The following is an 11,450-nucleotide window of genomic DNA, read 5'->3' as shown; positions in this document are numbered from 1 at the left end:
GACACTGCCAGGCACCCAACACGAAAAACCCTGCTCATCGAGCGGGGTTTTTTATTGCCTGAAATTGGCATCTCAGCAGCTATTTTGTGCAATTCTGGTCATATTTTGTCTCTTATTACCCCATAACCAGCTGTTTCATATTGCCTTTGCTCAAACAGCAAGACCCTTCGGCCCCTTGCTTGCTGATGTGATAATTGCTACCTCATGGTGGCCTGTCTGTTTGGTTCTCCACTCGATGCTCTGCTGCCGAAACCCGGCGCCAAGCCTGCAATTAGGGTTGTATCTGCTTCATAACTCGGTAGAGTAAAGGGCATCTTGAGTTTGCCGGTACCCTCTCTTTCTTTTCTCGCTGGTACGGGTGTAACTTGGCCTGCTTTTATCAACCTTAAGTCAGTGGTATCGATATGGAACAAGTAAACAAGTCCACCTTCAGCGATGTATTGGAATATGTGCGTATGTCCCGTCGCCAGAACAAACTCAAGCGCGAGATCGCCGACAACGAGAAGAAGATCCGTGATAACCAGAAGCGGGTACTGCTGCTCGACAACCTGAGCGACTACATCAAGCCGGGTATGAGCATAGATGAGGTCCAGGCCATCATCGCCAACATGCGTACCGACTATGAAGAGCGCGTTGACGATCACATCATCAAGAATGCCGAGCTGTCCAAAGAGCGTAAAGATTTGAGCTCAAAGCTCAAGGCCATGAGCTCCAGCAAGTAGAGACCAGCTTAGCTGCGACCTGAAAACACCGGCTTTTGGCCGGTGTTTTGTTTTCCGCCATCAGCTCGGATCTCTTCGCGCGCTGCAACAATCGGCTCCCCTTTTTATAATCGCCCTGTTACCATCACTACAAAGCGGTCAATAGTTTTCAAGCCATTGACTTGAAAAGACTAAGCTTGAGTGAAACACAATAAATTGCGCAACCATGGTGGGGCTGATATGGGCGCATCAGAACAGACGGATTTGAACAAAGTGGCATCTCAGGATTCATCCGTCCCACGCGCGGACGGCAAATACACGCGCAAACGTCGTCCCTGGTGGCGCTGGTTGTTCTGTTTTCTCTTTTTGCTGTGCCTGGCTGCTGTGATCGCCCTGGTTGGCTATGAAATGCAGACATCCAGGCTGCAGTCGCAGGAGATCTCCCGCTATGCTGCCAAGCTGACCTATCAGGTCGAGCAGGGCCCCAGCAAACAGATAGCCTTCCCCGATGATGGCCCTTTTGACAAGCGGCTCGGCTACGTGCTGCTGCCCATGATGCAGGAGCGCTTGCTGCAACGGGGTTATCAGGTCAGCGAGCAGGTGCATTTTTCCGATGCACTCTATGACTACGCCAGTCGTGGCTTCTTCGTTCCCTATACCGAGAAGGTACAGGCCGGGCTGACGTTGCATGACTGCCGGGCCGAGCCCTTCTATCAGTTCAAGTATCCGACCCACTATTATCCGGATTTTGCCTCCATCCCGCCGCTGGTCATACAGTCGCTGCTGTTCATTGAGAACCGTGATCTGCTGAGCAACGAGCAACCGCTGGCTAACCCGGCGGTGGATTGGCCCCGTTTTGCCAAGGCGGCCATGTCCCAGGTCGGCAAGGCGCTGGATATGCAGGATCAGTCCGCCGGCGGCAGCACCCTGGCCACTCAGGTCGAGAAGTATCGCCACTCACCGGACGGTCTGACGCTCTCTCCCACCGAGAAGATCCGCCAGATGGCCTCGGCCAGCGTGCGCGCCTATCGGCTGGGCCCCAAGACGCTGGAGGCGCGCAAGCTGGTAGCCTGGGCCTACCTCAACTCGGTTCCGCTCTCCGCCGCTCCGGGTTATGGTGAGGTGCATGGCTTGGGTGATGGCCTCTGGGTCTGGTTTGGTGCCAATGTGGACGAGGTCAATCGTCTGCTGGATCCGGCCCGCAACCAGGATGCACCACTTGCAGAGCAAGGACTCGCCTTGCGTCAGGTAGTCTCGCTGATGATTGCCCACCGTCGCCCCTCCTACTATCTGGCACAGGGGCGTGATGCACTGGCGACCCTGACCGACAGTTATCTGCGCCTGTTCGTGCAGGAGGGGATGATCACGCCGCCATTGATGGAGGCCGCTCTCAAGGCCAAGATAGGTTTCCGCGACTTCCTGCAGTCCCCTGCGATGACCAAGGTTAACAACAACAAGGGTTTGCAGGTCGCGCGTACCCGTCTCAGTCGCCAGCTCGGGGTGCAGTTGTATGATCTGGACCGGATGGATCTGACCGCTGACACCAGCCTCAACATGCCACTGCAAAATGAGATTTCCCGCTACCTGCAGCAGTTGGCGGATCCCGCCATCGCAGCCCAGGTTGGTCTGTTTGGTGAGCGCCTGCTCTCGCCGGAGAAGACGGGGGACGTGAAATACAGCTTCACCCTGTTCGAGAAGTCGCCGGAAGGCTTCAAGGTACGGGTGCAGACTGACAACACGGATCAGCCGTTCGATATCAACGAGGGCAGCAAGCTGGAGCTGGGGTCCACCGCCAAGTTGCGGGTATTGACCACTTATCTGGAGATAGTATCCGAGCTGCACGACAGCTATGCGGACATGTCTGCAGAGAGTCTGCGCAAGATCGAGGTATCGAATCAGGACAACATCAGCCGCTGGGCCGTCTCCTATCTGATGACTGCCAAGGACAAGAGCCTGCCGCTTATGCTGGAGGCTGCGCTGGATCGCAAGTACTCCGCCAGCCCGAGCGAAGGTTTCTTCACCGGTGGCGGCATGCATACCTTCAACAACTTCCGCCGTGAGGATAACGGTCGCATTCCGGCGATCCGTGACGCGCTGCGCGAGTCCATCAACTTGCCATTCGTGCGGCTGATGCGCGACATAGTGCGCTACAGCCTGTATCGGGAGGGCAACCGTGCCCAGCTGCTCAAGGATGACAAGGATCCGCGTCGTACCGAGTATCTGGCCAAGTTCGCCGATAAAGAGGGCCAGACCTATCTGCTGCGCTTCTGGCGCAAGTATCGCGGCAAGACTGCAGATGAGCAGCTCGACACCTTCCTGGATGGCCTCAAGCCCAGCGCCGTGCGGCTTGCCGCCGTGCATCGCTACCTGATGCCGGATGCCTCGCAGGAGACCTTTGCCGCCTTCCTGGCGAAGCGGCTGCCGCGTGACAAGCTGAGCGACAGGCGGATAGAGCAGCTCTATACCAGCTATGGCCCCGGCAAGTATTCGCTGCCGGATCAGGGCTACATAGCCCGGGTTCACCCGCTGGAGCTGTGGCTGCTCTCCTACCTCAAGGAGTTTGACAAGGCGACCTTTGCCGATGCGGTCGAAGCCAGCCGTGATGAGCGCCAAGAGGTGTACAGCTGGCTGTTCAAGACCCGTCACCGCAGTGCCAGGGACAGCCGTATCCGCACCATGCTGGAGGTCGAGGCTTTCCTCGATATTCACCAACGCTGGGCCAGACTGGGCTACCCGTTCGATCACCTAGTCCCCTCGCTGGCGACGGCCCTGGGCAGCTCGGGGGACAGACCCGCAGCACTGGCCGAGCTGATGGGGATCATCCAGAACGGTGGCATTCGTGCACCGACCCTGCGTATCGAGCACCTCTCGTTCGCCAAGGGCACGCCGTTCGAGACAGCGTTTGAACCGCTCCATACCGAAGGCACCCGAGTGCTGCCGGCCGAGGTGGCGACCGCGTTGCGCAATGCGCTGTCGAAGGTGGTGGAAGGGGGAACGGCCAGACGCATAGCCGGCGCCTTTGCCCTGCCGGATGGTACTGTCTTGCCGATGGGGGGCAAGACGGGCACGGGTGACAACCGGATCGAAACGGTCGGCCGTTATGGCAACGTGACCAGCTCGTTGGCACGCAACCGGACCGCGACCTTCGTCTTCTATCTGGGGGAGGATCACTTCGGTACCCTGACCGCCTATGTGCCGGGCAGCCAGTCAGACAAGTTCCGCTTCACCTCTGCCCTGCCGGTGCAGGTGCTCAAGGGGATGGCGCCACTGCTGATGCCTTATCTGCAACCCGGTACCCATACCCAGTGCCTCGCGGGCAACTAGTGCGTCGAGCTGCATAAAAAAACGGGGCCAATATGGCCCCGTTTTACGCTGTGTCGATTGCTGCTCGCCATGCGGCGTGAGCCACCACTTACAGTAGGTTTTCGATTTCACCGCGCAGGTACTGGTACATTTCGCGATAGGCGACAGGCGGCTTGTTCAGTTCCCGTTCCTTGTTGGCGGAACGGATCAGCTGACGCAGCTTCTGGCGGTCCAGCTCATGAAACTGGGACATCAGCTCGTTCAAGGCGCTGTCACCTTCGGTGATCAGGCGCTCACGCCACTGCTCCAGACGATGCAGGCGGGCATTCACGGTGGAGTGGCGGTTCTTGATGATGGAGAGCGCTTCTTCAATCGGTTCGATATCACGGCTGCGCATCAGACGGCCGATGAACTGCAAATGGCGACGGAAGGACTCATCCTTCTTGGGTTTTAGTTTGCGGCCCAGCTCGACAGCATCTGCAAGCTCTTCATCCAACGGGATTTTTTCCAGCTCGCTGTGGCTCAGGGAGACTATCTCCGCGCCCAGCTTCTGCAGCACTTCCGCATCGCGCTTGAGCTGGGTCTTGCTGGGGCCCCAGTCTTCCAACTCGTTGTCGTCTTGATATTGACTCATCGGTCTCTTGATTCCTGTCATTCACGTTGGTGGATATGTTACCAGCTTCTCCCGCTGGGCGCAGGGGTCTGATATGCTTAGCCCCCTTTCCTTCCTTCATACAGATGTGAGTTATGGATCAGCAAGACCAAATTCGCCAGGATCAAGCCCATCTCGAGGCCGTCGTTGCCGAGGCACTGGAGATAGCCAAGGGACTGGGTGCCTCGCTGGCCGAAGTCTCCATCAGCAAGCAGACAGGGTTGTCGGTGAACACCCGCGGTTGTGAACTGGAAAGTATCGAATTCAACAAGGATGGTGCCCTTGGCATCGCCGTTTATCGCGATGGCTGTAAGGGATCCTCCTCGACTACCGATCTGGGCAAGCCGGCCATCCGCGCCGCCGTCGAAGCGGCCATGGAGATAGCCCGCCACACCTCGCCCGATGACTGTGCCGGCTTGGCTGATGCCGACCTGCTGGCCTGGGATGCCCCCGATCTGCAGCTGTGCCACCAAATCGAACTGGATCCCCAGCGCGGCATCGAGCTGGCCATCGAGTGCGAGCGACTAGCGCTCGGTCGCGACGCCCGCATCAAGCATTCCGACGGGGCTGGTTTCTCCAGCCACCTCGGTATCAAGGTCTATGGCAACAGCCACGGCTTCGTCAAAGGCTATGCGGCGTCACGCAACTCCCTGAGCTGTGTGCTGATCGGCGAGCAGGATGGCGACATGCAGCGGGATTACGGCTACTCCTCCAGCCGCGATCTGGCCGGGCTCTGGAGCCCGCAGCGCATCGCCGACGAGGCGGTGGAACGCACCGTCTCCCGCCTTGGCGCTCGCAAGATCTCCACCCGCCACGCTCCCGTGCTGTTTCACCCCGACACGGCTGCCGGCCTGTGGGGCCATCTGGTGATGGCCATCAGCGGTGGCAACCTCTATCGCAAGTCGAGCTTCCTGCTGGACAAGCTGGGCAAGCAGATCCTGCCCGAGTGGCTCACCATTCAGGAGTTCCCCCACCTGCTGGGCGGGCTGGCCAGCACGCCGTTCGATGGGGAAGGGGTGCGTACCCGCGACATGGACATAGTGCGCAACGGCGAGCTGATGAGCTGGCTGCTCACCTCCTATTCGGCCCGCAAGCTGGGACTGACCACCACGGGTCATGCCGGTGGCATCCACAACTGGCAAGTCTCCAGCACGGGTCAGAATTTCCAGGAGATGCTCAAGGAGTTGGGCACCGGCCTGCTGGTGACCGAGCTGATGGGGCAGGGGGTCAACATCGTCAATGGCGACTACTCCCGCGGCGCTGCCGGCTTCTGGGTCGAGAATGGCGAAATAGCCTACCCGGTCGAAGAGATCACCATCGCCGGCAATCTGACTGGGATGTTCAGCCATATAGTGGCGGTGGGCAGCGACGAAGATGAGCGCTCCAGCCTCAAGACCGGCTCTGTGCTGGTCGAAAACATGAAGCTGGCGGGCCATTGATCCCTTTTTGGCTCGCGCTTAACTGATGCAATGAAAAAGGCCCCCTCGCCAACGCGAGGGGGCCTTTTTATCAGCCTGCGATCAGGGGCGATCAGCCCTTGATGCGCTCGATGCGGCCACCCAGGGCCTGCAGCTTGTGCTCTATGTCTTCGTAGCCACGGTCGATGTGATAGATGCGATCGACTATGGTGGAGCCTTCGGCCACGAAGCCGGCCAGCACCAGGCTGGCGGAGGCGCGCAGGTCGGTTGCCATCACCTGGGCACCCTTGAGTTGTTCTGTGTCACGGCAGATGGCCACGTTGCCCTGCAGTTCGATGTCTGCGCCCATCCGTACCAGTTCCGGTACATGCATGAAGCGATTCTCGAAGATGGTCTCTGTGACCATGCCGGTGCCCTTGGCGACGGCGTTCAGCACGGTGAACTGTGCCTGCATGTCGGTCGGGAAGGCCGGGTAAGGGGCCGTCTTGATGGTGACCGGCTTGAGGGTACGGCCCGTCATGTCGAGGCTGATCCAGTCAGCGCCCTTCTCGATCAGTGCACCCGCCTCTTCCAGCTTGACCAGCACGGCTTCCAGCAGGGAGGGATCTGTCTTGCGGCAGGTGATCTTGCCGCCGGTAACCGCTGCACCCACCAGGAAGGTACCGGTTTCGATGCGGTCAGGTTGCACGCTGTAGCTGCCCCCGTGCAGACGCTCGACACCGTCGATGGTCAGGGTATCGGTGCCCGCGCCCTGGATCTTGGCACCCAGCGCATTGAGGAAGTGGGCCAGATCGACCACTTCCGGCTCGCGCGCGGCGTTTTCGATCACGGTGCGACCGTCGGCCAGGGTGGCAGCCATCATCAGGTTCTCGGTTCCTGTGACGGAAACCATGTCCATCAGGATGTGGGCACCTTTCAGACGACCGTCGACGCGGGCCTTGATGTAACCATCTTCGATGGTGATCTTGGCGCCCATCAGCTCCAGGCCGTGGACGTGCAGGTTCACCGGACGGGCACCGATGGCGCAGCCGCCGGGCAGGGAGACGTCGGCAGCACCGAAACGGGCGGCCAGCGGGCCCAGCGCCAGGATGGAGGCACGCATTGTCTTCACCAGCTCGTAGGGGGCGACGTGGTTGTTCACCGCACCGGTCAGTACGGTCACGTTGCCGTTGACCTTGGTGGTGGCGCCCAGCATCTCCAGCAGCTTGATGGTGGTACCCACGTCTTTCAGGCGCGGCACGTTGGAGAGGTGTATCTCCTCATCACACAGCAGGGTGGCAAACAGGATAGGCAGGGCGGCGTTTTTGGCGCCAGAGATGGTCACTTCGCCGTTGAGAGTACAACGACCATCAATTTTAAATTTGTCCATTTACTTAGATACCAAATCAGGAGGGCAGTAGGAATTTACGTTCGCGTTTCCACTCGGCATCGGTAAAGGCCTTGATGGAGAGGGCGTGAATGGCGTTGCTGGCGATCTTGTCCATCAGCGGGGCATAGATGGCCTGCTGCTTCTTGACCCGGCTCATACCGTCAAACATGTCACCGACGGCGATCACTTGGTAGTGACTACCGTCCCCTTTGACATGGACTTCGGACAATGGCAGAGCCTCGAGGAGTATCGCTTCAATTTCAGAGACTTGCATTATGCGTCCTCAGTTGTGAGCGGGGTTGACTGAAACAGTCCGGCCACCCCGTACAGGTTGGCCAGGGTATAAAAATCAGTGGAGGCGCCCACCAGTTGCGGTGTGGCGCCTCGTGCCAGTGCGGCTTTGGCCCATTTGACCAGCAGGGCCAGTCCTGCGGAGTCCAACGTGGTGACTTCGCCCAGTTCGAGCCGATCTTCCTGCCACCAGTCGGCGCGGCGTTGCCACAGCTCAACGACCTGGGGTGCCTGCAGCTCGCCGCTCAGTCTCATGACTTGATGACCAGCGGCTTGGCATTGTGGGCGCGCAGCTGGGCGATCACCGCATCTATGCCGTTCTGGCGAATGAGGCCACCCAGCTCGTTCTGCTTGGCAGAGAGCAGGCTGATCCCTTCGGCGACCATGTCGAAGGCTTTCCATTCGCCGGTCTTGTTGTTCTTGCGCAGCTTGAACTCGAGGAAGATGTCCGGCTTGCCGGTCTCTTTCACGCTGACGTTGACGGCCGTAATGTTGCTGTCACCCGGCGCCTTGCCCGGCTCGACCTTGACGGTCTGCTTGTCGAAGTGCGCCAGCGCATCGGCGTAGGAGCTCACCATGTACTCGGTGAATACCTCGACGAAGGCGTCACGCTGGGCCGGGGTGGTCTGCTTGATCTGGTTGCCGAGCACCTTGTAGGCGGCGAAGCGGTTGTCCACGTAGGGCAGCAGCTCTTCACGTATGATGACCCGCAGGTGATCCGGGTTGCTCTTCACCTGGGACTTGTCCGCCTTCAGGCGGGCAAAGGTCTGCTTGGCCGCTTCGTCCACCAGGGCATAGGGATCGGTGGCATCGGTGGCGTGAGCGACCAGGGAAAACAGCATGCTGGTCATCAGGCCCAGCAGCAGGGCGATCTTCTTGAACATGGTTACTCCTTACTTGCTGTCTGACTTGGTGTCGGAAGACTGGCTGTAGAGGAACTTGCCAATCAGGTCTTCCAGCACAATGGCGGATTTGGTGTCTTCAATCATGTCGCCATCCTTGAGCATGCTGGTCCCCATCTCCTCGTCGGTGAAACCCGGCATCAGGCCTATGTACTGCTCACCGAGCAGGCCGGAGGTCAGGATGGAGAGGGTGCTGGTTTCAGAAAACTCGCCGGCACTCTTCTGCATCTGCAGGGAGACAACTGGCACCTGGCTCTTGGTATCCAGGGTGATGTCGCTGACCCGGCCGACGACGACGCCACCGACCTTGACCGGTGAACGTACTTTCAGGCCGCCGATATTATCGAAATGGGCGCGCAGGGTATAGGTTTCTCCTTCCGGTTTGAAACTCAAACCTGCTACTTGCAGTGCCAAGGCCAGAATGGCACCGATGCCGGCCAGCATGAAGGCGCCAACCAGGAATTCTACTTTGCTGAACTTCATCTTTACCTTATCCAAACATGACTGCGGTGAGTATAAAATCCAGGCCGAGCACGGCCAGGGAGGAGTGGACCACGGTACGGGTCGTGGCCTGACTGATCCCGGCCGAGGTCGGCTTGGCATCATAACCGTTAAAGAGCGCGATCCAGGTGACAACCAGTGCGAAGATCACACTCTTGATCGCCCCTTGCATGATGTCATCCTGCCAGTCGACTGAGGCCTGCATGGCGGACCAGAAGCCCCCTTCGTCCACACCCAGCCAATCCACACCGACCAGCTTGCCGCCGAAGATGCCTATCAGGCTGAACATGAAGGCCAGCAGCGGCATGCTGATGACCCCGGCCCAGAAGCGGGGAGCCACCACCCGGCGGAGCGGGTCTACCGCCATCATCTCCAGGCTGGAGAGCTGTTCTGTTGCCTTCATCAGACCTATCTCGGCGGTGAGGGCAGACCCGGCACGGCCGGCAAACAGCAGCGCCGTCACGACCGGGCCCAATTCCCGCAACAGGGAGAGGGAGACCAGCGGGCCCAGGCTCTGCTCGGCGCCGAAGTCTTTCAATACGTTGTAACCCTGCAACGAGAGCACCATGCCGATGAAGAGACCTGACACCAATATGATGGCAACGGACTGCACGCCCACCACATACAGCTGCTGAAGCAGCAGGGGGAAGTGTTTGCGCGGCTCGGGTTTGCCCGCCAGCGCATGAAACAGCATTATGGTGGCTCGGCCGATGGAGCTGATGAAACGCACTCCGACCCGGCCCAGCTTGCTTACTTGGCTTATCAACATCACAGATCCTGTAGCAGGTCGCCTGCCGGAAAATGGAACGGAACAGGACCGTCGGGCAATCCTTTGAGGAACTGCTCGACTTCGGGATTGTGCTCCTCGCGCAGCTGATCCGGCGTGCCGTGTGCCACCACCTTGCGGTTGGCGATGATATAGGCGTAGTCGGCTATGCTCAGCACCTCTTTCACGTCGTGGGTGACGATGACGGAGGTGATGCCGAGGGCACCGTTCAGCTCCTTTATCAGCTTGACCAGCACCGCCATTGTGATGGGATCCTGGCCGACGAACGGCTCGTCATACATGATGAGGTCCGGATCCAGCGCTATGGATCTGGCCAGCGCCGCGCGGCGGGCCATGCCACCGGAGAGTTCGGACGGCATCAGTTTCGCTGCGCCACGCAGACCGACCGCCTGCAACTTCATCATGACGATGGTGTGGATCAGCTCGTCCGGCAGGCCTGAGTGCTCCCGCAGCGGGAAGGCCACGTTGTCGTAGACCGTCATGCCGGTAAACAGGGCGCCGCTCTGGAACAGCATGCTCATCCGCTTGCGCACCTCGTACAGGCGGGAGCGGGAGAGGGTGGGGATATCTTCCCCGTCAAACAGGATATGACCGGACTCAGGCTTGAGCTGGCCACCGATCAGCCGCAGCAAGGTGGTCTTGCCGATGCCGCTCGGGCCCATGACCGCAGTGACCTTGCCACGGGGAATGGTCAGGTTGATCCCGTCGTATAACAGCCGATCTCCGTGACTGAAGGTCAGATCGGAGATGGTGATAAGGTCATTGTTCAAACAATTGTCCATCCGGTGTAAATGAAGAGCGAATTTTATGGGCTAGTCTAGGTCTAAGCAACAGCAAGGAACAACTATTGAACAGCCTGCCTTCCCAAAAGCGCGACAGTTTTGTGTAACCAATTGTCTCTCTTTTAGGACCGAGAAGTATCCGATTCGCTTATCTCGACAGACTTTTTTATAATCCCGCAGCAAATTTCCGCCCGGAGCTGTGTCTTTATGTCTGTAAAGCCTGAAAAAGTGTCTGAACTGTTCGATTTTCGTCGCAGCGCCCGTACCGTGCTGGACATTGAAAAACAAGCGATTGATGGACTCTATCAGTACCTGAATGATGCCTTCGATCAGGCATGCAACCTGGTGCTGCGCTGCAGTGGCAAGATAGTGGTCACCGGCATGGGCAAGTCAGGTCATGTCGGGAGCAAGATTGCTGCCACCCTGGCCAGCACCGGCACCCCCGCCTTCTTCCTGCACCCTGGCGAAGCCAGTCACGGGGATCTGGGGATGATCTCCAGCGGCGATCTCATCATTGCCATCTCCAACTCGGGCGAGAGTGACGAGATCCTGGCCCTGCTGCCGGTGCTCAAGCGCCGTGGCATCCAGTTGATCTGCATGACGGGCAACCCCGCCTCCACCATGGCCAAGGAAGCGAACGTGCACCTGTGCGTGCGGGTCGAGAAGGAGGCGTGCCCGCTCGGGCTGGCGCCCACCTCCAGCACCACGGCCACTCTGGTGATGGGAGACGCACTGGCGGTTGCC

The 11,450-nt window shown here is 59.2% G+C and carries 12 protein-coding genes; 4 read left to right on the top strand and 8 right to left on the bottom strand.

Annotated features, from left to right (window positions below; translation table 11 throughout):
• Nucleotides 1-404 precede the first annotated feature (404 nt).
• Together tmaR and BN1128_RS10335 are read left to right on the top strand one after the other, a co-directional pair.
• On the top strand, nucleotides 405-722 hold the full coding sequence (gene tmaR / locus BN1128_RS10340) for a PTS system regulator TmaR (protein WP_042868369.1): 318 nt from the start codon (nucleotides 405-407) through the stop codon (nucleotides 720-722).
• 219 nt (nucleotides 723-941) lie between these two features.
• The gene (locus BN1128_RS10335) at nucleotides 942-4,025 is read left to right on the top strand and encodes a transglycosylase domain-containing protein (protein WP_042868367.1); all 3,084 of its coding nucleotides are present in this window, start codon (nucleotides 942-944) and stop codon (nucleotides 4,023-4,025) included.
• Between the two features lie 88 nt (nucleotides 4,026-4,113).
• Here BN1128_RS10335 and yjgA read toward each other — a convergent pair whose 3' ends face one another.
• Nucleotides 4,114-4,638, bottom strand: a complete 525-nt coding sequence (yjgA, locus tag BN1128_RS10330) for a ribosome biogenesis factor YjgA (RefSeq protein ID WP_042868365.1) — start codon at nucleotides 4,636-4,638, stop codon at nucleotides 4,114-4,116.
• 113 nt (nucleotides 4,639-4,751) lie between these two features.
• On the opposite strand from yjgA, the gene pmbA reads away from it, so the two are divergent.
• A complete protein-coding gene (gene pmbA, locus BN1128_RS10325) occupies nucleotides 4,752-6,095 on the top strand; it encodes a metalloprotease PmbA (RefSeq protein ID WP_042868363.1) in 1,344 nt (447 codons plus the stop codon).
• A 91-nt stretch (nucleotides 6,096-6,186) separates the two neighbouring features.
• Here the strand turns inward: pmbA and murA are convergent, their stop codons facing one another.
• From murA to mlaF, 7 genes are read right to left on the bottom strand one after another with little or no spacing between them, the layout of a single operon-like run.
• Complete coding sequence (gene murA / locus BN1128_RS10320) at nucleotides 6,187-7,443, bottom strand: UDP-N-acetylglucosamine 1-carboxyvinyltransferase (protein ID WP_042868361.1); 1,257 nt, start codon at nucleotides 7,441-7,443, stop codon at nucleotides 6,187-6,189.
• A gap of 16 nt (nucleotides 7,444-7,459) precedes the next feature.
• Nucleotides 7,460-7,717 (bottom strand): BolA family iron metabolism protein IbaG, encoded by a 258-nt coding sequence (gene ibaG, locus BN1128_RS10315; protein ID WP_005306001.1) that lies wholly within the window; start codon nucleotides 7,715-7,717, stop codon nucleotides 7,460-7,462.
• Nucleotides 7,717-7,989 (bottom strand): STAS domain-containing protein, encoded by a 273-nt coding sequence (locus BN1128_RS10310; RefSeq protein ID WP_042868359.1) that lies wholly within the window; start codon nucleotides 7,987-7,989, stop codon nucleotides 7,717-7,719. The genes ibaG and BN1128_RS10310 overlap by 1 nt, the downstream gene beginning before the upstream one ends.
• Nucleotides 7,986-8,618, bottom strand: a complete 633-nt coding sequence (gene mlaC / locus BN1128_RS10305; protein WP_042868357.1) for a phospholipid-binding protein MlaC — start codon at nucleotides 8,616-8,618, stop codon at nucleotides 7,986-7,988. Before mlaC ends, BN1128_RS10310 begins: the two co-directional genes overlap by 4 nt.
• A gap of 9 nt (nucleotides 8,619-8,627) precedes the next feature.
• Nucleotides 8,628-9,119 carry an outer membrane lipid asymmetry maintenance protein MlaD gene (mlaD, locus tag BN1128_RS10300; protein WP_042868355.1) on the bottom strand — a complete coding sequence of 164 codons (492 nt, stop codon included), beginning with the start codon at nucleotides 9,117-9,119 and terminating at the stop codon, nucleotides 8,628-8,630.
• Nucleotides 9,120-9,126: 7 nt separating this feature from the next.
• Entirely contained in the window at nucleotides 9,127-9,906 is a 780-nt protein-coding gene (gene mlaE / locus BN1128_RS10295; protein ID WP_042868353.1) for a lipid asymmetry maintenance ABC transporter permease subunit MlaE, read from the bottom strand.
• Nucleotides 9,906-10,706 carry a phospholipid ABC transporter ATP-binding protein MlaF gene (gene mlaF / locus BN1128_RS10290; protein WP_042868351.1) on the bottom strand — a complete coding sequence of 267 codons (801 nt, stop codon included), beginning with the start codon at nucleotides 10,704-10,706 and terminating at the stop codon, nucleotides 9,906-9,908. The genes mlaE and mlaF overlap by 1 nt, the downstream gene beginning before the upstream one ends.
• A gap of 207 nt (nucleotides 10,707-10,913) precedes the next feature.
• On the opposite strand from mlaF, the gene BN1128_RS10285 reads away from it, so the two are divergent.
• A partial coding sequence (locus BN1128_RS10285; RefSeq protein ID WP_042868371.1) for a KpsF/GutQ family sugar-phosphate isomerase occupies nucleotides 10,914-11,450 on the top strand: 537 nt, incomplete at its 3' end.

The organism is Aeromonas piscicola (genome assembly GCF_000820005.1).
GTDB classification, from domain to species: Bacteria; Pseudomonadota; Gammaproteobacteria; order Enterobacterales; family Aeromonadaceae; genus Aeromonas; species Aeromonas piscicola.
Note: the sequence above shows the minus strand (reverse complement) of the source record. Positions and strands in the feature narration are given on the sequence as shown.